Genomic DNA, 22,492 nt, shown 5'->3' on the forward strand with positions numbered 1-22,492 from the left:
GTTAGATTTGGAGGTGAGCATGGACCCCATAAATATTTTGGAGGTACAGCACCCCCTAGTTGTCCGGATGCGATAGGTCCTTGGCGGCATACACCCTGAGCTGAGCGGCAACCTTGATTTTGGTGAGGTCGCACGGACTGGGAGGTCGGTAAGCGGGGTTGATCAGTTCGGGTTTTGCCTTCAGGCGCTCGCGGACGACCTCGTCGGGCGAGTGGCCCTTGAGGACGCGCTGTCGGCGGGCGTTGTCGGCGAGCCGGTAGCCGTGAAGCAGGCGCTCCAGGGCGTCGTGCGTGCCGATGCACAGGACCAACACCTCGCGCCCGATGCGCCCGTTGAAGCGTTCGACCATGCCATTGGTCTGCGGCGTATAGGGCTTGGTCTTGCGGTGCTGCACGCCCAAGGCGCGGCAGGCGGCCTCGAAGCCGTCGGCGGTGAAGCAACGGCCGCGGTCGGTCAGCACGTGGGTGATGGTGAAGGGAAAGGCGGTGACCGCCTCGTTCAGGAAGGCGGTGGCGGCAGCTTCCGTCTCCTCGTCCTTGACCGCCAGGTGGACCATCCGCGAGGCGCGGTCGATGGCGACATTAGAGGTAGCGTTTGCGCGCGCCGGCGCCGATCACGTGCAGCTTCGGCAGGTGCTTGATGGCGATGTGCAGGAAACCGAGGTCGTATGCCTTGAACGTCTTAGTGCCCTTCTTGGGCGTGGTGGTCGGGGGTGTCGGCAGGCGCCCCAGCCCTTCGGCCTTCAGGATCCGGTCGATGGCGTCGCGGTTCAGGTGAGGGAGGAAGTGGCGCAGCGTGAACGTGAGGTCATCGAGGGGGAACCCGGTGCTCCGGCGCAGCTCACAGACGATGGCGCGTTCTTCCTCGGTGGCCCGCCAGCGCAGGTGCTGGGGGAGCGACGAGTGATCCTGAACGTCCTCGGGACCACGCTTGCGCCATGTGCGGATGGTTTCGGTGCTGACACCGTAGCGCTTGGCCAGCACGCTCGAGGGCTCCGTGGAGGCGGCGATGGCGGCGCGCACCACTGGGGTGGTGCGGGCGTTGGGATGGATTTGGTCCATGGCGGCTCCTTCCGGCTGGGGCCGAACAGGCTCAGCGTCGCCGCCACAAGGGATGATGCCCGCCGCGGCCGGCCCGTCAACCCTGGCCCTGACGGGCCACCGCCGAAGGCGGCTGTGGGGTTGACCGGCCGTCACGCGGCGGGCGCTTTTGGCTCGTCATGGCGACGACGGAGGGGACTGCGCCGAAAGCTGGCCTACTGAGGCGCAGGGCCCAGACGCCTTTCGATCCACCAGCCATGCTCTTGGATGGCCCAACAGACCGGGTCCCAACAACGTTCCGCCATCACACAATTAGAACCTATTCCAGTAGGGAGGAGTTCGCGCCGTGCCGGAACCGACCGGTTGGAGCAGAATGCGGTTTAGCACGAACCGCATTCTGCTCTCGGCGAGGCTTCCCGTACTCTGCCCTAGAACCCGCTCAAGGGGGAGTCCGGCATAGTCTGGTAGAGATCGCGTCCCACCGCGTGGTGTCTGAGGCGTGAGGCTGGCCCGCCGGAGCGCTCCCCCATAGCTGGCGCAGGCGGGCCGGCCGTTCGGGAGCGGCGGTCACCGTGTTCTTCGGCTAAGTTGAGGTTGCTTAACGACCATCAACCAAGACGGAGACCACGATGACCGAGGACAGGATCGCTCTTCAGGAGCTGATTGGGAAGAGCGCCGATGCCGACTTTCTGCGCGAGATGGTCGGCTTCGCCGCCCAGCGCCTGATGGAGCTGGAGGTGGAGAGCCTGTGCGGCGCCGGGTATGGCGAACGCAGCGAGGACCGCCAGACCAAGCGCAACGGCTACCGGGAGCGGACCTGGGAGACGCGCGCCGGGGCCATCGACCTGCGCATCCCCAAGCTGCGGCGCGGCTCCTACTTCCCGGCCTTCCTGGAGCCGCGCCGCACCGCGGAGAAGGCGCTAATCGCGGTGATTCAGGAGGCCTACGTGCAGGGCATCTCGACGCGCAACGTCGATGATCTGGTCAAGGCGATGGGCATGACCGGCATCTCCAAGAGCCAGGTCAGCCGCCTGTGCCAGGACATCGACGAGCGCGTGCAGGCGTTCCTGAACCGGCCGCTGGAAGGCGACTGGCCCTTTGTGTGGCTGGATGCGACCTACGTGAAAGTGCGCCAGGACGGCCGCATCGTCTCGCTCGCCGCCATACTGGCCATCGGCGTCAACAGCGATGGCCGGCGCGAGGTGCTGGGGCTCGGCCTCGGGCTGTCGGAAGCCGAGACCTTCTGGACCGATTTCCTGCGCACCCTCACCCGCCGGGGCCTACGCGGCGTAAAGCTGGTGATCGCCGATGCGCATCTCGGGCTGAAGGCCGCCGCTTCCAAGGTGCTGGGCGCCACACTTCAACGCTGTCGTGTTCATTGCATGAGGAATCTCCTCGCCTGCGTCGGCAAGGCGCACCAGACGATGGTCGCGGCCACCATTCGCACCGCCTTTGCCCAGGAGACCGCTGAGGCGGCGCATGAGCAGTGGCGCCGGGTGGCCGACAGCCTGCGGCCGCGCTTTTCCAAGCTGGCGGCGCTGATGGACGAGGCGGAGTTCGACGTGCTGGCCTACATGAAGTACCCCAAGGACCTGCGCACCAAATTGCACAGCACGAATCCTCTGGAGCGGCTGAATGGCGAGATCAAGCGGCGCACCAACGTCGTCGGCATCTTCCCTGGCGAAGGGGCGGTTGTGCGCCTCGTCGGCGCCTTGCTGCTGGAGCAGCATGATGAATGGGCGGTGGCCCGGCGCTACATGACCATGGAAAGCCTGGCCGAGCTGTGCCACCCTCACACCCCTGATCCGCTGTCCATCGCAGCGGAGTAGACCGGCGGCCTCAACCCGCCGAAGAGCACAGAGGCCCCCTCAGACACCACGCCTCGGGGCACGATCCTGGTAGATGTTGGCGTTGAGGTCGTAGGGATCGTAGATCGGCCCTAGACCCGGATCGTAGATCGATCCGGAGGATGGGCCGACATAGCCGTAGGGATCCCAAATCGGCAGATAATTGCTGCCGGTGTTGTACGGGTCGAAGAGCGGGTCGGTCGCCGGCACGTCAGCGAGCCCGGAGATGCTGTGCAGTAGGGTGGCGAAGTTGTCTTTGACCATGGTGACCTCCCTGTGGTCGGGGTTGGCAACACCACGACCGTAGGGCGGTTCGCGACCGTAGCCTGTGAGGAACACCACCGTACGGTGCGCGAGTGAGCAGCATTCGATCCGGTCCACGCGGCCGTCGCTCACGAACCTCTGAGCCCCCAACCCCACAGCCGGTTTGAGGGAGAACGAGGAAAACGGAGCGTCCCCACGACCTGCAGGGCACCAGCGAGCGCGGTGCAACACCAAGGCAAAAATGCCCCCACCTGTTTCCAGGTGGGGGCGAAAGCCGGCAGGCTTTGTTCTCCCGCCGATGGGAAGTCCTGACGCCGGGCGAATGAGGGGCGCCGGTCAGGTTGTAGATCACGAAGGCACTGGACCGGCGGACTGTACTCGGCCGCCCGTTGGCGCCCGGACCTTAAGTGAGCGAGCCTCCGCCGGTCGGGTCGAAGATGGCGAAGTCCGTGGGATCGAGCTGGGCCATGTGAACGCCGTCCAGCAGAATAGCGTTGCCGCCGCTGAGGTCCACGAGGGCGCCATACTGCGTGTCGGAGATCACGAGTTGTTCGACCGACTGCAGCCCGGACCCATTCACATTGCCTGCGATGGCGATCAGGTCGCCGGAGTCGGACGGATCGAAGCCGTACACGATGTCGAGCCCGTTGCCGTCGCCGAAGAGGAGCAGGTCGTGGTTCGGGCCGCAGTACAGATCGGTGTCCCCGGGCAGATCGACCACAGCATCGACGCCCGGCGTCTGAGTGGCCACCGGCGTGACCTCCGGAATGCTGGGCTGCGATGGCTCCGGATCGCTGGGCACGGTCCCTAGGCCTGGCGGCTCGGTGGCCACCGGCGGCATCACGGAGGTGTCGTGATGAGAAAGATCCGAAGAATTGGCGTGGACATCGGAAGGCGCATTCACGTTGAAAGCGTTCATTGTACTCTCCGTTACATGGGTTGATCGGGCGGCATCCTTGACCGCCTGAACCCAAATATGCCTTTCCTCTGTCGCGACCTCAGTGGCCAATCCCATAACTCAATCCGAACGCCAGCAAGATTATTGCTTTGCCTTCGGCCAGCGCGAATGAGATGGACGCTCCCCGTTTCGGGCGTAGCTAGACGTTGGTGCGAAAATCGGTTAGCAGTTGGCGGGGTGTTATCAGGTTGGCGACTGCCGGTTTGGCATGGCAGGGTGCCGGGCATGGGCACGACGCCCAATCCGTACCGCGGTTTTCGTTTTCCGGCGGCGATCATCAATGAAGCGGTGTGGCTGTACCATTGCTTCAGCTTGAGCCTGCGCGAGGTCGAGTTGATCCTGGCCGCGCGCGGCATCGAGGTCAGCGACGAGACCATCCGCGAGTGGGGGCTGCGCTTTGGCCGGGCATTCGCCAACACCCTCAAGCGCTGCCGGCCCCGGCCGGGTGACAAGTGGTTGCTGGACGAGGTGTTCATCCGCATCCGCGGCAAGCAACATTATCTTTGGCGCGCAATCGACCAGAACGGCGTTGTCCTCGACATCCTGGTCCAGAGCCGGCGCAACACCAAAGCGGCCAAGCGCTTCTTTCGCAAGCTGCTGAAAGGGTTGCGGCACGCCCCGCGCGTCATCATGACCGACAAGCTGAAGTCATACGCGGCGGCCAAGAAGGACCTAAAGCTGCGCCGCGAACACCGACAGAGCCGATACCTGAACAACGCCTGCGAAGTCTCACATCAGCCGACCCGACAGCGCGAGCGACACATGAAAAGGTTCAAGTCCGCCAGGCATGCCCAACGGTTTCTTTCCACCCACAGCCCGATCCACAACCACTTCCAACTCCGTCGCCACCTAATCTCCGCCTCCGAGTATCGCGTTGCCCGCGCTCGCGCCTTTACCACCTGGCGCGAGGCGACCGGCCGTGCCCGCACCGCCTGAACCAGTGAACAAGCAGGTTGTTCAAGTCCTCCGTGCATCAATCGACCGCGAAGTTGACAGCACCCTCACGCTGCCTCCTTGCACTCTGGCAGCCCGGTGCCCGGACCTCACACTGCAATGATCCGGTAGGCCAGGAACATCTTGAGCTTGGGCTCCGTGTCGACGCCGCGGAGTTCCCACCGGAGATCGTACGGCTCGTCGCTATCGGGCTGTTCCCAGTGCGCATCCTGCGGTGGCGGCACAGCCCGGGCCGGCACATAGAGGGCGAGTGTCGGGATTTCGACCCGGTCGGGGTGGCCTGATGCGGACGTCAACGTGGCGAGGTCCACGTCGCAGACGGCATAGCTGCGCCCATCCATCGATACCCGAAGCGTGTAGCGCTCCCGGCTTTCCGGTCGAAAGCCGTGAAGATAGCCGTCGACCAGGACGATGGAGGGATTCCATGCCACGACACCGTAGTGACCGGCGCAAACGCCCTCGCCGCCGCGGGCCGCCATGCTCTCCCCCTCGCCGGATTCGGCGTTGCCCACCATGACGTGATGCGGGACGGAGTCGGCCTTCATGTGTTTTCTCCTAATATTTTGGATCCGCTACTTTTTGAGTGCGTCTTCCCTGACGATGAGGGCCCAAGACATTTTCTGACGGGTGTGCTCTGGACAGAGAGACCGAACAAGAAAGCGAAGGAGGATCCGCCGCCTTCGATCGGAGGCGCCGCACCGCAGTGAATGAATTGGCCGGCGCCCCGCTCAACGACTTTGCCTTCAGCCTCCGCCAACCCGCCGCTTGGGGATCACAGGCCCCAGGCGGCGCTTTCCACTGGGTCGACGACCTGGATGTTGTTCTCCACGCCCTTCACGCCGGGGACGCCCTCGGCGGCGACCCGGATGGCGTCCCGCTGGGCTTCCGTGCTCACGAACCCCCAGAGATGAACGATGCCATTGCGGACCACGATGGCGTCGTGACTGCGGGCATCCCAAGCCAACGGCTTGGCGGCGGCCGCCACGCGCTCGTGCAAGGTGCGGTCGTCCGCCGCGGCCGGGGACGTCTCCGGGGTGATGCTGGCGAGCGCGCGCAGCAGGTTGGCGCGGCTGATGATGCCGACGAGCGTGCCGTTGCGCACCACCGGGACGCGCTTGATCCGGCGGCTTTCCAGGAGCCGGACGATCTCGTCCGGCGCGGCGTTTTCGTCGACGGTGCTGACATTGGTGGTCATCACATCGCCGACCTTCAGAGCGTGCGATTTGATGAAGTCCTCCGAGGCAATCGCACCGCCGGTAACCAAGCCCAGCCACCAGGAGCGCCGGCGCTCCGTGCCCAGTTCGACACGGTGTAGCAGGTCGCCCTCACTGATGATACCAACGACCCGGCCCGCCGTATCCATCACCGGCATGCCGCTGATGCGGTTGTCCAGCATGCGCTTGGCCGCTTCCGCCACGCTTGCGTCCGGGGTGATGGTGATGACCCGCGGGGTCATCAGATCGACTGCTTTCATGGCTTCGCCCCCCAACTTGCAACAGCCGCTAGAACCTCATCTAAAAAGGGCTGCACACGGCAGTCACTTGGAATGAAACGCAATGAAACCCCCGAAACTCGGCGTTTGACAATATCCACGTCCGGGCACGACACCAAAGCCGTAGGAAAAACGTCAGGCGGGCGGAGCTTTGACTTGGTGTACGGTATTAAGAATTCGGCCTACCCCATGATAGATTCGTTTTCAGAACCACCTTACGGAAGGGCTCGGCTCAAACCTCAGGGTGAGCTGCTGAGCCACTTCGACGGCGTTCCGCAAAACTCATTCCGCGCAGGACGAGGACTTTTGGACCTGCCAAGGCGAGAAAAAGCCTTTTGCCCCTCATCCTCGACCGATGCCGAGCAGCCGCTCGAACTGCTTGTTGACGACACCGTAGCACTCACAGGCGGTCGCCTCAGGCCCGGCTGGTCGAGAACCATCATGGTGCCATGACCGTAGTCGATCACGCCAACCCGCTTCAGAGCATGCTTTGAAAGTTTATTGCGCGTTGAAGCGCGCCATCACGGGGCGGAACAGTACCTGGAGCTTGGCTGTATCGACGCACCTCTCGTGACGAGCGGAGCGTGTCCGCCTGTACCCGACCGATCTGCCGGATGAGATCGAGCCCATGATCCCGCCGGCCAAATCGGGCGGGCGGCCGCGCACCGCGGACATGCGCGTGGTCTTCAATGCCATCCTCTACACGCTGCGCGCCGGCGGTCAATGGCGCCTGCTGCTGCGTGAGTATCCACCGGTCTCCACCGTGTACGGCTACTTCCAAGCCTGGCAGCGCAGCGGCGTCTGGGCGGCGATCCACGACCAACTGTGCGGTGATCTGCGCGAATGCCTCGGCCGCACGCGCGAGCCCAGTGCGGCGATCCTCGACAGCCAAACCGTCAAAACCACCGAGTGCGGCGGGGTGCGCGGCTACGATGGAGCCAAACTGGTGTGCGGGCGCAAGCGCCACCTCGTGGTGGACGTCCTCGGTCTGGTGCTGGTCGTGCCGGTGCACGCCGCCAACATCCAGGATCGCGCCGGCGCTCCGGCGGTGCTCTCGGCTCTGGTTGAGCAGTTTGCGTCGGTGCTGCTGATCCGGGCGGACGGCGGCTACGCCGGCAAGTTGGTCGACTGGATGTCCGAGACGCTGGGGCGGGTGCTGACGATTGTGAAACGGCCGCGCGATCAGGCGGGCTTCCAGGTGCTGCCTTGGCGGTGGATCGTGGAAAGAACCTTCGGTTGGCTCAACCGGTCGCGCCGGCTGAGCAAGGACTGCGAAGCCCTCCCGCAAACCAGCGAGGCCTGGATCCGCATTGCCATGATCCAGCTCATGCTCCGCCGCCTCGCTCGCAACGCGCAATAAACTTTCAAAGCACGCTCTGAGGCTGCGCTGCCCCGGCCCGTGGTTCGAGGACTGGAAGGCCCGCGGCAACGACGGCACGCGCAGATGGGCATGGCGGTGGTGGGTCAAACGAGCATCGCCAGCTCCGATAAGATCAACGCGAGCGAAAGCTGACTCGCAGACCGCAAGATCCAAAGAGATTTTTGGGGCATGGATATGCCTTCTTCTCTACAAGCGCGTTTGCACCTGTTCAGCCACATCCGCCCTATCATACGTTGGATAAAGTTGCCGCGTAGCTCCAAGACCTCTGCATAGCGCGCTGCCATGGCAAGAGATTGAAGCATAGCCTGCGTGCGACTGTGCCTATTTATGATCGAGAATTGAGCGTGGCGTAGACATGAGTAAGCACTTCTGCATCCATCTACTGCTATGCGAGGTGGATAACTGTGCATTTCGGCGTTCCTACAATACCGGCCTTGCACCATTTTATACCGAACGCAGGGTGTTGCGATACGCATTTACGGATGATCCGTTTTCTCCTGGAAACAGGCCAAGCATGCTAGCGCGTGTGGAGCGAATAAACTGTGCTTCGGCCGCACTCCGGAACGGCCGTTGTCGTTGGGGGCAAAGGGGAGTACCGTTGAGGTGCTGCGCGCCGGCTTTGCGCGTCTCCAGAGGAGGGCATCATGCACCTCGCTCATTGGAACACTCCTACCGTAAGTGCCCACGCCCGTTCCGTCGCCTCAGCCCTCCTTGCCACGGCGCTGATTGCCTTGCTGGCCGTGGCGGCTTACTGGCTGGCGCTGGAATTGCTCGGTCTGTTCACTGTCGAGAACACCCACTCGCTGATCATGACGCCAGTTCACCAACGGTGATGCGAGCCAAAGGCGCTGGGATGCGTTCGGGCCCGCCGCCGTCACCACCGTGATGAGCTACCCCGTTCGAACGCGCCACGCCTCGCCGAACGGGCGGCGCGGGGGTGTGGGAGCGGTGAGGAGATGTCCAGTTCTGGAGGGCGGACGCAATTGCGACGCCCCAACGGGACCAGGGCGCCACAACTGTTCTCCGATCGTATACCTGAAATGATTTCCAACGGACTCTGATACTCGGACTCTGCTCTGCCAAACCTGCATGCGCGATGCAGGCAACGGTTCAACACCATGGCGCTCGGCTGGTGCGCTGGTTCACTCGGCATACCGCCTCGGGGGAGGTCGCCTCTGCCGGGTGATAGACACGAAACGCCCGCCGCGACAGGCAGAGGGCGGCGGGCGAGGTGATCTGTTACTGCAATCAGATTGTCCCAGTAAGGACGCGCCAAGTGTACAGAGCCACCCCTGTCGGGCCAGCGGGCATGCGGGGCGGTATAGTCCGGCCGAGGTCCTTCGATCGGCATCGATACGCATTTCCGCAAACAGGCAGCGCGCGTTATTAGGCATCGCCCCGATCCCCCTCCAGATAGCTTGATTTACCCGGACTGTTGGCGCTACTGCGCCCTTGTGCAAAGAGCGTTCGGGTCCGGTGGAGCGCCTAGCCGCCTTTATTCACCGGAGTGAGGCGCGGGCTGGCCACCGAGCGGAGATGTTCAGCGTGGGGTTGCAGGGGCATGCGCCCTCAGCCGCCGCGCTGCTGGCGGCGTGAGGTCGGTGGAGTTGGCGGTGGACGGGAGTGGGTGACGGCTGGGGCACGCTGCCCCGGTGTTCAAGTGATCAGCCGCGGCAGACGGCCGAGGGCGAGATGGATGATCGCCTGATCGGGGGCGCTGGTCGGCAGATGAACCTTGATTTGCGTCTTCATCTCGACGATGCGCGCGGCGATCTTCACCAGGCGCAGCCGCAAGGTGTCGAACTGCGCCGTGCGCCAGCGGGAGCGTTTGGGCATCAGCGAGCGCAGGCTCCACAGCAGCCAGTACGCCCCGGCGTGCAGGAACAGGCGGAACTGGTTGGCGCTCGCCTTGGTGCAGGAGGTGCGGTCGGCGGCGAGGTGGGCTTTCCAGGCCTTTATATGATTTTCCGCTTGTCCCCTCGCACAGTACAGGCCCTCGTATAGCCACCGCCCGGTGCCGTGGCGGAGGTTGGTGACGATGAAGCGGGTGTCGGTGCCCTGGCCTCCGGCCTCGACGCGCGCGACGATGCGCCTCACCCGGCTCCAGGTGCTGGCGCCGTCGTAGAACTCCTTGAAGCGGCGCACCTTGTCGGCTCCGGGCGTGGCCTGGAAGCGGGCGGCGGTGCTGGCCTCCAGCGTGGTGACGTGACGGCGCAAGGTGCGGCTGGTCGGTAAGCCCAGCACGTAGTCGATCCTCTCGCCCTCACACCAGTCCAGCACCTCCGGGCAGGCGTAATGACCGTCACCACGGAGCAGGATCTCGGTGTGCGGCCAATTCGCCCGAAGGGCACGGAGCAGGCGGCGCAGGAAGGCGCGGATCTCGGTGCCCTTGGGCCGCTTGGCCGGGCGCAGCACGGCGGTGACGAAGCGCCCATCGCCGTCAAAGACGACGATGGGCTGGAAGCCGTACTCGTCGTAATGGGCGTTGAACAGGCGCAACTGCTGGCCGCCATGCACCGTGTCGAAGGTGTCGTCCACATCCAGCACGATGCGCTTGGGCACGTGGCGGAACGACGCGCAGTAGAGATCGACCATGGCCCGGCCCATGCGCAGCAAGGCACGGGTATCCGGCAGGTTCTCCAGGCGCGAGATGGTGGCTTGCGAGCACAAGTCGCGCTCGGACGGCAGCCGCTCCAGGGCCATTTTGAACAGCGGATCGGAGCGCAGACTGGCGGCATCGTTGCCGTCCTCGTAGCCCGCCGCGATCGCCAGCAGGCGGAATCCGATGATGTCGGCCAATGGATGCACGGTGCGCGTGGGATCGCGCGGATCCTTGAGGCAGGCGGCCAGCCGTTCGGCCACGCGCAGCCGCTGTTCGACCTCGCGCAGGACCAGCAGCCCGCCATCGGAGGACAAGCGGCCGCCATCAAAGCGCCCGATCACCGGCTTTCCAGCCAGGGGTGACAGACCGGGCAGCGGCAGCGTAGGATCAACCATGGCGGGTGGGCGCTCCGAAAACGGCAGGAGTTGGCGTCAGCACCCAAATCCTACGGCCGCTCAACGGATGCCGCTACACCCGCCAACCCCGGTGCATAATCCCGGCTAGCAAAGAACCGGGGCAGTGATGGAAATCAAGCTCGACGTCAACTCGGAGAATGTTCTTTCAGCGGAGGAAACGCGGTCTCTCACGGCCTCTATCAAGGCCTTGCAGGAACGCGTCGAAGAGGCTGAAGGGGAGGTCGCCCGGCTGAGAGAAGCGCTGCGTTAGGAATCCGCTCGGGCTGATAAGGCTGAGGCAGCCTTCGTCGAAGTTCGAGCGGCAGTCCAGCAGGCGATCATCGATATTGCCCCCCGGCAATTAACACCTCGGCGGTCTGGATCTCCGTTGCTGCGGGGCCAGCCGCAGCCGCCCCTTGCGGCGGTCGGGCAAAATTGAAGGTAGAGGGCCACGATCAGAGCCTGCTCCTTCTTAATGAATAGCCTCTGATTGTTCGGGTCGCGTAAAGCGCCACATGGTAACCGCGCAAACCAATCGCAGATCGCGCACACTCTCATCCATGTGCTTGGCATTTCCGTGCATTTTTGAGATTGTTAAAGCGCTGTCAAGAAAACTGACGCAATCCTCCACGCCGGCTTTCAGCATGTTGCGAATTGCGTGAGTAAGAAATTCGATCGCGCCTAACTCAATGTCGTCTCCGCCCCCACTCTCCAATGCATCGAGCATGATTGATATTCCGGCTGGAGCCCTTTCAGGAGTTACCGATTCAGGAGGAATTTACGGCGACTGGGCTGCGTGATTCACCGTCCTTGACGGATGGAGGAGCAGCATGGCCCGAGCCTACAGCCAGGATTTGCGGGATCGCGTGTTGAAGGCGGTGGCGGCCGGCCTCTCGGCCCGGCAAGCGGCCGCGCGCTACCAAGTTGGCATCGCGACGGCGATCGTGTGGGTGCGCCGAGCGCGCTGTACCGGCGAGACGGCGGCGCGGCGCCAAGGCCCGCCGCGGGGCTCGAAGCTCGATGCTCATGCGGCGTTCCTGCTCGGCCTCGTCGCAGCAACGCCCCACCTCACCTTGGCCGAGTTGCAGGTGCTGCTCCGCGACGAGCGCGGCGCGTCCGCCAGCCTCGGCACGCTGTGGCGCTTCTTCGCCGTGCGCGACATCACCTATAAAAAAACCGCGCATGCGGCCGAGCAGGACCGCGCGGACGTCGCCGCGGCACGGGAGGCGTGGTTTGAGGCGCAGCCCGACCTTGATCCGACCAAGCTGGTGTTCCTCGACGAGACCGGCGCCTCGACCAAGATGGCCCGCCTGTACGGGCGTTGCGCCCGCGGCGAGCGGTTGCGCGCCGGCATCCCGCACGGGGGCACCGTCAACTTGTCGACGACCGGGCAGAGTGAAGGCACGGCTGATGGCAGCGGTCTGCTGATTACGCGGCCAGCGGCGCGCCGGCGACCGCGGCCCAGACCTGGAACGCCTGGGTGCGAGCCTTTCGATAGTCGGCGGCAGGGCGGTGGTCGCGACGAAGGTGGAAGAGGTTGGCGATCGGATCGTGGATGGCCAGGAAGCGCTGGACTTGGGCGGGGTCTTTGAAGCGCTTCCTCTGCCGTTCACGCCGCCGGGTGGGTTGGTGGGAGTTCTCGGCCCGGTTGTTCAGCCCTTTGTGCTGACGGTGTTCCCCGCCCATGGCCAGCTCCCGCCTGGCGGCGGCGTAGGATTTCAGCTTGTCGGTGATCAGCACGCGCGGTGCCGGCCCTGCTTTTTCAGCAGCTTGCGCAGCAAGCGCTTGGCCGCCTTGGTGTTGCGGCGGCTCTGAAGCAGGGCGTCAAGAACGAAGCCATCCTGATCGACGGCCCGCCAGAGGTAGTGCTTGCGGCCGCCGATGGTCAGGACGACTTCGTCGAGGTGCCATGTGTCGCCCCGCCGTGGCGCCCGGCGGCGCAACCGAGTGGCGATCTCGGGGCCGAACTTCCGGGTCCACTGGCGTACCGTCTCGTGGCTCGCCGTGATGCCGCGTGCCGCCAGCAGCTCCTCCACCATCCGCAGGCTGAGCGGAAAGCGGAAGTACAGCCAAACCGCCGTCGCGATGATCTCGGCGGGATGGCGGTAGCCGGCGTAGCGGGGATCGGGGCGCGTCGTCATGCCGTCCCATACCCCGCCACCGTTGGCCCAGGCAACTGGGTGACCGACAAGTTGACGGTGCCCTCGTGTGAACGCCGCACCAGTGGCATGCCAAAGCCGGCTTGGTCATCACCTCGGGAACGGCGTCACGCAGGCGGTCGAGCCCCGGGCGCGGCAACGTGGCGCCGCTGTAGCCATCGTCGCGGAAGACATGGCCCGGGTCGAGCACCTAGCCTTCGGCCGTGTGTGCGTGCACATGCGCGGTCAGGCGCTCGAATTGCTGCTCAATGGTCTGGTGGTCGACTTGGTGGCTGGTCGAGACGCGACCATAGATCGCTACGCGCATGACACACCTCCGGCCGGATCGGGGGCGCCCACGTCGGGGTTGGCGCCGGTGCGGTCATCGCCCACTGCAGAAGGAGTTGATAGGCCCGGTCCCAACGCTGCTGACTGGTTGGCGTCGACACACCGGTGCGCCGAACGCGCCAAGGACACCGCTTTTGCCGCCGCATCCTTCCCTCCTTGGTGAGTGACCTCACCGCAGAGGTAGGACACAACCGCCTCCCACCCGCCGCCCCGCACGTGTGACAAGCTCAGCTGAAGATGCCCTGTGCGCGTCAGGCAGAACTTGTCATTTGTGATTAGACCATTGAACGCTCTTTTGGATGGCTCGCCCTTTACCGCCGGTTGAACACGGTCGTCGAGCGGACGAAGGAGCATCTCGTCGCCTTCGTCGAGATAGCCTTCGTTTCTATCCTCTCCCGGCGTCTGAAGCGCTCGGTGATCTAGGAGGTCAGTGCCTGACGTCTACGAACAGCGTCTAAGCTTTAGCTTCGTGCCGGGACATCTATGGCCAGTAAGCCAAAATTCGAAGGACAGGACAAAACCGCACAGGAGTTCGGCACGTAAACGTGCGCAGGCGACTTGATCGCCCGGCGGACCGTCGTAGGACGAGGTGCGTGATAGTGCGACGTAAGATTGCGCAAGTGCGAGGGCCGACTCCGCGGGTACAGGTGTGGTTTCTTGCGAGGAAATGCCGAATTCTCCAAGTTCGGCTGCGGACAATCGTTGAAAGGGAAGGCACCTCCCGCCAGAGTTTGCGCCTCCTACCACCAGAAACGGGGGACGGGGCTGGAACGTCCTCGACCACTGATCTGCGAAGGCACCTTGACACAAAATGCAGAAACGAACGGGTAGTTATGTTACCCCGCCATTTGTTGGCCTCGCAGCAAGCGCTGTGCGGGTAACATGCGGTTTTCGCTGCGGTCCTAGGTTTTGAAGGAAATCCTATATCCCATAATGTTATGGAAATATATTGCAGATGAATTGTGGTGTCCCGGTGATGACGCCAGCCCAGCTTGGCCTCTGAACGGTGGTGTAATCGCAACCGGCCGTCTCGCCGCAACAACGTCAAACGGGGCCGTACCATCCTCCCGGTTTTGCGACGATCTCTGATTTGGTATGGGCAGCAGGGATCGCGAGAGGCCTATCCGCCGAGATAGGCTTTTTGAATGTGTGGATTCCCCAGCATCTCTCGGCCGGTGCCGCGTTCGACGACCTGCCCGGTTTCCAGCAAATACGAGCGATCACACATTTCGAGCGCCGCGAGCGCGTTCTGCTCGACCATGAGAACCGTTGTTCCTTCCTTGCGGATGTCGGAGATGATCTCGAAGGTGCGCTCCACCAAATTCGGCGCCAAGCCAAGCGACGGCTCGTCGAGCAGGACCATTTTGGGACGGGACATGAGGGCGCGGGCAATCGCCAGCATCTGCTGCTCGCCCCCCGACAGCGTGCCCGCCGCCTGATGCAAGCGCTCCTGGAGCCGCGGGAAGCGATCGAAGATGCGCTCCATATCGCGGGCGATGCCCTCACGGTCGTGGCGCAGGTATGCGCCCATTTCCAGGTTCTCGCGCACGCTGAGTTGTGGAAACACCCGACGGCCTTCCGGGCAATGGGCGAGGCCCAGGGCCAGAACATCGCGCGCGGGGGTGTTGCCGATGGGCTTGTGGCGGAACGTGATTTCGCCGGCCGCCAGCGGCAGAAGCCCGCTGATGGCGCGCAACGTCGTCGTTTTCCCGGCGCCGTTGGCGCCGATGAGCGTGACCAGCTCGCCCTCTCCGACCTCGAGCGACACGTTGCGCACCGCGGGGATCTTGCCGTAGCAGACGGTGATGTCCTTAAGCTTCAGCATGCTTGACCCCCTGCCCCAGGTAGGCGCGGATGACGTCCGGATCGTGCTGGATGGTTTCCGGCGTTCCTTCCGCGATGATGCGTCCGTGATTCAGCACGACGACGGTGTCCGAGATGCCCATCACCATCTTCATATCGTGCTCCACGAGCAGGACGGTGACGCCGCGGTCGCGGATGCGCTTGACGACCCCGATGAATTCCTCGGTTTCCGAGGGATTGAGGCCGGCCGCCGGCTCGTCGAGCAGCAGCAGCTTGGGGGCCGCGGCGAGCGCGATGGCGATGCCCAGCAAGCGTTGCTCTCCGTAAGCGAGATTGCCGGCCATCTCGTCGGCACGGTTTTGCAAACCGACGAAGTCCAGGATCTCGGCCGCCTCCGCCTCCAGCCGGGCATCCTCGTCGCCAACCCAGCGCGGGCGCAGCAGCGCTCCCCATGTTTCCGTGCGGCCACGCTGGTGCATGCCGGTCAGCACGTTGGACAGGACCGAGCATCCGCCGAAGATGCTGGTCCGCTGAAAGGTGCGGACCACCCCCAAGGCGGCGATGCGGTCGGGCGACAGGCGGGTCAGGTCGGTTCCATGGTAGAGGATTTTGCCCGCGGTGGGCTTGAGGAAGCCGGTGATGACGTTGAAGGCCGTCGTCTTGCCCGCGCCGTTGGGGCCGATGAGGCTGACGATGCTGCCTTCCGGAACGGCGAAGGTCATGCGGGAAATGGCGACGAGGCCACTGAAATGAACCGCGATGTCGCGCACCTCCAGCGCGACCGGCGGCGTGGCCGTGGCGGCAAGCTGGGCGCTCATGACGAGGCTCCTTCGGTGATGCGCGGTGCCGTGGGCGTGCGGGCATCGTGCCGGGGGTGCTTCTTCTTCCGGGAGAACAGCTTGCCCACCGCCGGCACGATCCCCTGCGGCAGGAAGAAGATGATCACGATCATCACCGCGCCGTAGATGATCCACTGCACCTCGGGCCGTGCGACGTCGCGCAGGACCTCCGGCAGGAAGCCGAACAGAAGGCCGCCGACCACCGGCCCGGCGAGCGTTCCCTTGCCGCCCGTGATGACCATGATCACCATGGTCACCGTGTAGATGAACATGAAGATGTCCGGATCGACGATGCGGATGTAGTGGGTGTAGAGCCCACCCGCCGCACCCGCCATGCCGGCCGAGACCACGGTGGCGATGACCAGGTAGCGGGTGACGTTGATGCCGACCGAACGCGCCAGCGACTCGTTCTCGCGCAGCGCGATCAGCGCCCGGCCGACGCGCGACTGCACGAGGCGGTGGATGATGACGTAGCTCAGCACGCCCACCGCCAGCACGAGCAGGTAATAGTGTTCCTTGCTGTAGAGCGGCACGAAGCCTTCCCCCGGCCACCAGACCGTCAACGGCGGGATGTTGTTCAGCGCCATCGGGCCTTCGGTAAGGTCGACCCAGTTCAGCGCCACCATGCGCATGACCTGCGCGAAGCTGATGGTGACGATGACGAAGTAGGCGCCACGCACGCGGAAGGCCAGCCGGCCGATCAGCCACCCGAAGACCGCCGCCATCAGGATTCCGCCGAGGAAGGCGATCCACACCGGCTGCGGGTCCAGCACGAACGGCTCCGCCCCGCCGAGGTCGAGGTCGAAGCCCAGCGACAGCAGCGCGCTGGTGTAGGCCCCGATGCCGAAGAACGCCACGTGGCCGAGGCTGAGCTGGCCGGTGTAGCCCAGCAGCAGGTTCAGGCTCATCGCCGCGATGATGAAAATGCCGGTCGAGGTCAGGACGTAGAGGATGTACTGATCGTGCATCCACAAGGGCAGCACAGCCATGAACGCGACGAAAAGCCAGGGGAGCAGGCGAGCCGTCATCCGATGCGCTCCTTTGCGGCAAAAAGGCCCTGCGGGCGGACCAGCAGCACGGCGATGATCAGCAGAAAGCCCATGGCGTCGCGGTAGCCGGACGACAGGTAACCGGCACCGAACTCCTCGGCGAGCGCCAGGACGAAGCCGCCGATGGTGGCTCCCGGAATGTTGCCGAGGCCCCCCAGAATGACGATCGCGAAGGCCTTCAGCGCGACGAGGTCCCCCATGGTCGGCGTGACCACGAAGATGGGCCCCAGCAGCGCGCCAGCCACCGCCGCCAGGCCGGAGCCGATGGCGAAGGTCAGCGTGTACATCAGCCCGTTGTTGACCCCCATCAGCGCCGCCGTGTCCGGGTCCTGGAAGGTGGCGCGCATCGCGATGCCCAGCTTGGTGCGGTTGAGCAGCAGGTAGAAGACGACCAGCAGCACCACCGCGACCGCCAGCACGAACAGCCGGATCGGTCCGACCGACACCGGCCCGAGGACGACGGGTTCCGTGGGGAACGGGTTCGGCACGGACTTGGCGACGCCGCCCCACATCAGCTGCTCGCCCGCCTGCATGGCGATGCCGGCGCCGATCATCACCAGCATGGTGGTGTCGATGTCGGCCCCTTTGAGCGGGCGGAGCAGCGCGAATTCGATCAGCGCACCGAGCGCCATGCCCAGCGTCGCAGCCAGCGCCAGCGAGGCGAAGAAGTTGAGACCGAACATCCCGGCCAGCATGAAGGCCATGTAGGCGCCGAAGGTGTACAGCTCACCGTGGGTGAAGTTCACCACCCGCATGATGCCGAAGATCAGCGTAAGCCCGATCCCCAGCAGCGCGTACGTGCCGCCAAGGATCACCGCGTTGGCCAGGTGTTGAAGGAATTCGGGCACGGGCGTCTCCGTTGTTCCTCCCCCGGCCGGGACCGGGGGAGGGCTGGGGCCTTACGGCAGCGTCACCTTTCCGTCCTTCACCTGGACGATGTAGATGTTCGGCTGGTTCTGGCCGCTTTCCTTGCCGGCCGGGCCTTCCTTGGTGAAGGAGACGTTGCCGTTGACGCCGCTGATCTTGGTGGTCCACAGCGCGTCGCGGATCGCCTTCGGTTCGGCCTTTCCGGCGCCCTTGATGGCCTCGGCGATGGTCAGGATGCCGTCGTAGCCGCGGAAACCCTCGGTCAGGCCGGCGAAGTCGTAGCCCTTTTTGTTCCAGGCGTCGACGAAGGCCTTGGCGACGTCCGGATTGGTGGCCTTCTCCGGGAACCAGGGGGCGAAGAACAGGATGTGATAGCTGTTGTTGGCGGCGTCGCCGGCCTGGGCGATGAGCTGGTCGGGCGAGGACGAGCCGCCAGTGGTGATGATGCGCTGTGGCAGGCGCTGCTCGGCCGCCTGCTTCAGGACCAGCGTGATCTGCTCCACGCCGGTGGTGACGAACAGCGTGTCGCCGCCGGACTGCTTGATGCTGGCGAGCTGAGCCGACAGGTCGGTCGCCTCCGGCGCCATCGTTTCGACGACACCGACCTTGATGCCCTTGCTCTCCAACATCTTCCGGAATTCGTCGGACGCGCCGCGGCCGAAATCATTGTTCACGGCCAGGAAGTCGGCTCTCTTGATCGGCGGGTTGAATTGGCTCAGCTTCTCGCCGAACGCCTTGGCTTCCATGGCGGACGTCGGTGCGATGCGGAAGACCCACGGGTTGCCCGACGTGGTGATCTTACCGGAGGAGGAGGTCTCGACCACCATCGGTACGCTGTATTCCACCAGCTTCGGCATCACCGCCAAGGTCAGGGTGGAACTCCACGCCCCCATCATGACCGGCACCTTGTCGCGGACGATCAGCTTTTCCGCCGCGGCGACGGCCTCCTTGGGGTTGCTCTTGTTGTCCTCGATGACCAGCTCGATCTTCTTGCCGAGCACGCCGCCCTTCGCGTTCAGCACCTCCTCGGCGATGCGTGCGCCGTTGGTGACGTAGGTGCCGCTGGCCGCGACAGCGCCGGTCAGCGGCTCGTCGACGCCGATCTTGATGGTGTCCTGCGCGAAGGCCGCACCGGCCCCGAGCAGTGCGACCGCGGTCACGGCCACGACGTTTAGCGTTTTCACCATTCCTCCCTCCTTCTCCCTGAACGATCGGCCTGAACGATCGGAACGATCACGCGCCCTGGAGAGCTTGCGGCCGCTCCTTCACCCCATTCGAAGGGGCCGGGCGTGCTCGATCACGGCATGTCCATTCTGCCGTTCCTACGGCATGGTCACTTTGCCGTTCTTGATTTGCACGATGTAGACGTTGGCTTCGTTCTGGCCGCTTTCCTTGCCGGCCGGCCCCTGCTTGACGAAGGCGATGTCGCCGTTGACACCCTTCAGCTTGACCTTCCACAGCGCGTCGCGGATCGCCTGCGGCTCGGCCTTGCCGGCGATCCTGATGGCCTCGGCGATGGTCCGGATGCCGTCGTAGCCGCGGTAGCCCTCGGTCAGGCCGGCGAAGTCGTAGCCCTTCTTGTTCCAAGCGTCGACGAAGGCCTTGGCGACCTCGGGGTTGGTGGCCTTCTCCGGGAACCAGGGGGCGAAGAACAGGGTGAAGTAGTTGTTGTTGGCGGCGTCGCCGGCCTGGGCGATGAGCTGGTCGGGCGAGGACGAGCCGCCGTTCGTGATGATCCGGTGCGGCAGGCGCAGTTCGGCCGCTTGCCTCAGGACCAGCGTGATCTGCTCCACGCCGGTGGTGACGAACAGCGTGTCGCCGCCGGACTGCTTGATGCCGGCGAGCTGCGCCGACAGGTCGGTCGCCTCCGGCGCCATGTATTCCGTAGCGCCGATCTTGACGCCTTTCGATTCCAGCATCTTGCGGAACTCCTCCGCCGAGCCGCGGCCGAAATCGTTGTTCACGGCCAGGAAGTCGGCCTTCTTGATCGGCGGATCGAACTGGCTCAGCTTTTCCGCGAAGGACTTGGCCTCCATGGCCGAGGTCGGCGCGATGCGGAAAACCCACGGGTTGCCCGACGTGGTGATCTTTGTGGAGGACGAGGTCTCCACCACCATCGGCACACTGTACTCCATCAGTTTCGGCATGACGGACAGCGTGAAGGTCGAACTCCACGCCCCCATCAGCACGGGCACCTTGTCGCGGACGATCAGCTTCTCGGCTGCGGAGACGGTTTCCTTGGGGTTGCTTTTGTTGTCCTCGATGATCAGCTCGATCTTCTGGCCGAGCACGCCGCCTTCGGCGTTGATCGTCTCCTCAGCGACGCGCGCACCATTCGCAACGTAATTGCCGTTCGCCGCGACGGCGCCGGTCAGCGGCTCGTTGACGCCAATCCGTATGGTGTCCTGCGCGAAGGCCGCTCCGGCCCCGAGAATGACGAGGGCAGCCCCGAGCGCGCAGCCCGGTGTCGTCAGCACCATCTCCCTCCCCCCTTCGCTTGGTCGGTGGTCAGCACTCGACCACGTTGACGGCAAGGCCGCCGAGGCTTGTCTCCTTGTATTTCGTCTGCATGTCGCGCCCGGTCTCCCGCATGGTGCGGATGGCGCAGTCGAGCGACACGTAGTGGTGCCCGTCCCCTTTCAGGGCCAGCGATGCGGCGCTGATCGCCTTCACCGCTCCCATGGCGTTGCGTTCGATGCAGGGGATCTGCACCAGCCCGCCGACCGGGTCGCAGGTCATGCCGAGGTGATGTTCGAGCGCGATCTCCGCCGCGTTCTCCACCTGAGCCGGCGTCCCGCCGAGCACCGCCGCCAGCCCCGCCGCCGCCATCGACGCGGCGACGCCCACCTCGCCCTGGCAGCCCACCTCGGCACCGGAAATCGAGGCGTTCATCTTCGCCAGGATGCCCACCGCCGCCGCGGTCAGCAGAAACGTGAAGGCGGTCGCCTCGTCTTCCTCGCCGTAGAAGCGGCGATGGTATTCCATCACGGCGGGGACGATGCCGGCGGCACCGTTGGTCGGCGCGGTGACGACCTTGCCGCCGGCCGCGTTCTCCTCGTTCACCGCGATGGCGAACAGACTGACCCAATCAAAGGCCTCGTGCGGCGCCACCGCGTTGCTGCCGCGCCCGTTCTCCAGCTTCCGGCGCAGCGACGGCGCGCGGCGGCGCACCTTGAACGGCCCGGGAAGTTCGCCATCCGTCCGGCAACCGCGGTCGATGCAGGCCCGCATGGTGGCGATCACGCGCCGCAGATGCTCGTCCACAGCCCCGGGGCCGTGCATCGCCTCCTCGTTGGCGCGCACCAGTTCGGCGATGGACAGGCCGTGCGCCTGCGCCAGCGCCACCAGATCCGCCGCGTTGGCGAAGGGGAAGGGAACGGACACGGTCGGCCCTTCCTCCCCGGATTCTTCGCCGGTGACGATGAAGCCCCCGCCGATCGAATAGTAATCGTGCACGGCCAGTTCCCGGCCGTCGCCGTCGAAGGCGTGGAAGCGCATGCCGTTGGAATGGACGGGCAGCACCTCGCCCATGTTGAAACACAGGTCGCGGCCTTCGTCGAACGCGACGTCCCGGACCCCGCCGAGCGCGAGCCGGCCGTCGGCGCGGATGCGCAGCAGAAGAGGCGCCACCGCGTCGGGATCCACCGTTTCGGGCCGCTGCCCGGCGAGGCCGAGCAGAACCGCCGTGTCGGAGCCGTGCCCCCTCCCAGTCAGCGCCAGCGAGCCGTACAGCTCCACCAGAACCCGCCGGACGTCCCCGAGCCTCTTCCCGGCCGCCAACGCCTCCAAGAAGCGCAGGGCAGCCTTCATCGGACCGACCGTGTGCGAGCTGGAGGGGCCGATTCCGATCTTGAAGAGGTCGAGGGCGCTGATCATGCCGCAGAGCCCTTCCGCCTGAACACGCCGGACAGCACGCTCTTCACCCAATCCCGAACGACGGCCCAGAGGAGCGCTCTGGCGTTCAGCGCCCGCGCCGGCTCGGGGGACGGCGCCTCGACCGGCGACGCCGAAACCGGCGGCGAACCGGCGGCCGGCACGTCGGGGCCGGAAGCCGCGGCCGGGGCCTCGGCGGCGAGCCGGGCTTCCAGGTTGCGGGCGAAGTCCGCGGTCAGGCGTTGGGCGATCTCCTGCACGATGGCGCCGCGGCTGAACTGGGCCAGCGTGCCGGTCAGGGTGAAGTCCACGGACAGGGTGACGCGCGTCGCCCCACCCTCCTCCACCGCCGCGAAGGTCACATCCGCCTTGGTGCGGGAGTTGTTCTTCTGGTCGCGCCCTTCGCCGTGGATGGTCCCGGTGTGGGTGGCCTCGTCCATGGACAGTTCGCCTTCGCCGGCGAAGGCGGCGGTGATCGGGCCGAGCTTGACCTTCATCTGGCCGAACAGCTTGCCGCTTTCCGGTGGCTTGGTCAGCGACGCGCCGGGCATGCAGCCGATCACCCGCTCGACGTTGCCGAGCGCCTGCCAGACACGCTCGCGCGGGAAATTGACAGTGAAGCTTTGCGCGATCTGCGGCATC

General features: G+C 65.0%; 19 protein-coding genes and 3 pseudogenes. 6 read left to right on the forward strand and 16 right to left on the reverse strand.

Annotation, left to right across the window (positions count from 1 at the left end):
* Positions 1-55: 55 nt before the first annotated feature.
* Positions 56-1,061, reverse strand: a pseudogene (locus tag M2351_RS19770) (DDE-type integrase/transposase/recombinase).
* Between the two features lie 608 nt (positions 1,062-1,669).
* On the opposite strand from M2351_RS19770, the gene M2351_RS19775 reads away from it, so the two are divergent.
* Positions 1,670-2,869, forward strand: a complete 1,200-nt coding sequence (locus M2351_RS19775) for an IS256 family transposase (protein ID WP_264654291.1) — start codon at positions 1,670-1,672, stop codon at positions 2,867-2,869.
* Positions 2,870-2,908: 39 nt separating this feature from the next.
* Here M2351_RS19775 and M2351_RS19780 read toward each other — a convergent pair whose 3' ends face one another.
* Positions 2,909-3,283, reverse strand: coding sequence for a hypothetical protein (locus M2351_RS19780; RefSeq protein WP_264657792.1), 375 nt, complete (start codon positions 3,281-3,283; stop codon positions 2,909-2,911).
* A 271-nt stretch (positions 3,284-3,554) separates the two neighbouring features.
* A complete protein-coding gene (locus tag M2351_RS19785; RefSeq protein ID WP_264657793.1) occupies positions 3,555-4,070 on the reverse strand; it encodes a hypothetical protein in 516 nt (171 codons plus the stop codon).
* A gap of 264 nt (positions 4,071-4,334) precedes the next feature.
* Here M2351_RS19785 and M2351_RS19790 point away from each other — a divergent pair, with 264 nt between their 5' ends.
* Positions 4,335-5,045 carry an IS6 family transposase gene (locus M2351_RS19790; protein WP_264657794.1) on the forward strand — a complete coding sequence of 237 codons (711 nt, stop codon included), beginning with the start codon at positions 4,335-4,337 and terminating at the stop codon, positions 5,043-5,045.
* A 107-nt stretch (positions 5,046-5,152) separates the two neighbouring features.
* On the opposite strand, the gene M2351_RS19795 is transcribed toward M2351_RS19790, so the two are convergent.
* Together M2351_RS19795 and M2351_RS19800 are read right to left on the reverse strand one after the other, a co-directional pair.
* Positions 5,153-5,608, reverse strand: coding sequence for a hypothetical protein (locus M2351_RS19795; RefSeq protein WP_264657795.1), 456 nt, complete (start codon positions 5,606-5,608; stop codon positions 5,153-5,155).
* Between the two features lie 227 nt (positions 5,609-5,835).
* A complete protein-coding gene (locus M2351_RS19800) occupies positions 5,836-6,537 on the reverse strand; it encodes a CBS domain-containing protein (RefSeq protein WP_264657796.1) in 702 nt (233 codons plus the stop codon).
* A gap of 646 nt (positions 6,538-7,183) precedes the next feature.
* On the opposite strand from M2351_RS19800, the gene M2351_RS19805 reads away from it, so the two are divergent.
* Complete coding sequence (locus tag M2351_RS19805) at positions 7,184-7,915, forward strand: IS5 family transposase (RefSeq protein WP_406567411.1); 732 nt, start codon at positions 7,184-7,186, stop codon at positions 7,913-7,915.
* A gap of 665 nt (positions 7,916-8,580) precedes the next feature.
* Complete coding sequence (locus M2351_RS19810) at positions 8,581-8,769, forward strand: hypothetical protein (protein WP_264657797.1); 189 nt, start codon at positions 8,581-8,583, stop codon at positions 8,767-8,769.
* A gap of 823 nt (positions 8,770-9,592) precedes the next feature.
* On the opposite strand, the gene M2351_RS19815 is transcribed toward M2351_RS19810, so the two are convergent.
* The gene (locus M2351_RS19815; protein WP_264657798.1) at positions 9,593-10,933 is read right to left on the reverse strand and encodes an IS1380 family transposase; all 1,341 of its coding nucleotides are present in this window, start codon (positions 10,931-10,933) and stop codon (positions 9,593-9,595) included.
* Between the two features lie 127 nt (positions 10,934-11,060).
* Between M2351_RS19815 and M2351_RS19820 the strand changes: the two genes are divergently transcribed.
* Complete coding sequence (locus M2351_RS19820; RefSeq protein ID WP_264657799.1) at positions 11,061-11,204, forward strand: hypothetical protein; 144 nt, start codon at positions 11,061-11,063, stop codon at positions 11,202-11,204.
* Positions 11,205-11,405: 201 nt separating this feature from the next.
* Here the strand turns inward: M2351_RS19820 and M2351_RS19825 are convergent, their stop codons facing one another.
* Entirely contained in the window at positions 11,406-11,660 is a 255-nt protein-coding gene (locus M2351_RS19825; RefSeq protein ID WP_264657800.1) for a hypothetical protein, read from the reverse strand.
* A gap of 103 nt (positions 11,661-11,763) precedes the next feature.
* Here M2351_RS19825 and M2351_RS19830 point away from each other — a divergent pair.
* Positions 11,764-12,297 (forward strand): annotated as a pseudogene (locus M2351_RS19830) (IS630 transposase-related protein); the annotation flags it as partial.
* 64 nt (positions 12,298-12,361) lie between these two features.
* Here the strand turns inward: M2351_RS19830 and M2351_RS19835 are convergent.
* From M2351_RS19835 to M2351_RS19875, 9 genes and pseudogenes are all read right to left on the reverse strand, one after another.
* A pseudogene (locus M2351_RS19835) lies at positions 12,362-13,074 on the reverse strand (IS6 family transposase).
* Positions 13,075-14,539: 1,465 nt separating this feature from the next.
* On the reverse strand, positions 14,540-15,244 hold the full coding sequence (locus M2351_RS19840) for an ABC transporter ATP-binding protein (RefSeq protein WP_264657801.1): 705 nt from the start codon (positions 15,242-15,244) through the stop codon (positions 14,540-14,542).
* Positions 15,231-16,040 carry an ABC transporter ATP-binding protein gene (locus M2351_RS19845; protein WP_264657802.1) on the reverse strand — a complete coding sequence of 270 codons (810 nt, stop codon included), beginning with the start codon at positions 16,038-16,040 and terminating at the stop codon, positions 15,231-15,233. The genes M2351_RS19840 and M2351_RS19845 overlap by 14 nt, the downstream gene beginning before the upstream one ends.
* Positions 16,037-17,089 (reverse strand): branched-chain amino acid ABC transporter permease, encoded by a 1,053-nt coding sequence (locus M2351_RS19850; protein WP_264657803.1) that lies wholly within the window; start codon positions 17,087-17,089, stop codon positions 16,037-16,039. Before M2351_RS19850 ends, M2351_RS19845 begins: the two co-directional genes overlap by 4 nt.
* Positions 17,086-17,958 (reverse strand): branched-chain amino acid ABC transporter permease, encoded by an 873-nt coding sequence (locus tag M2351_RS19855; protein ID WP_264657804.1) that lies wholly within the window; start codon positions 17,956-17,958, stop codon positions 17,086-17,088. The genes M2351_RS19850 and M2351_RS19855 overlap by 4 nt, the downstream gene beginning before the upstream one ends.
* 51 nt (positions 17,959-18,009) lie before the next feature.
* On the reverse strand, positions 18,010-19,164 hold the full coding sequence (locus M2351_RS19860) for an ABC transporter substrate-binding protein (RefSeq protein ID WP_264657805.1): 1,155 nt from the start codon (positions 19,162-19,164) through the stop codon (positions 18,010-18,012).
* Between the two features lie 135 nt (positions 19,165-19,299).
* Positions 19,300-20,457 carry an ABC transporter substrate-binding protein gene (locus M2351_RS19865; RefSeq protein ID WP_264657806.1) on the reverse strand — a complete coding sequence of 386 codons (1,158 nt, stop codon included), beginning with the start codon at positions 20,455-20,457 and terminating at the stop codon, positions 19,300-19,302.
* Positions 20,458-20,485: 28 nt separating this feature from the next.
* Entirely contained in the window at positions 20,486-21,853 is a 1,368-nt protein-coding gene (locus M2351_RS19870) for an L-serine ammonia-lyase (RefSeq protein WP_264657807.1), read from the reverse strand.
* On the reverse strand, positions 21,850-22,491 hold the full coding sequence (locus M2351_RS19875; protein ID WP_264657808.1) for an SRPBCC family protein: 642 nt from the start codon (positions 22,489-22,491) through the stop codon (positions 21,850-21,852). The genes M2351_RS19870 and M2351_RS19875 overlap by 4 nt, the downstream gene beginning before the upstream one ends.
* Position 22,492: the final 1 nt, after the last annotated feature.

The organism is Azospirillum canadense (assembly GCF_025961225.1).
Taxonomy (GTDB): Bacteria; Pseudomonadota; Alphaproteobacteria; order Azospirillales; family Azospirillaceae; genus Azospirillum; species Azospirillum canadense.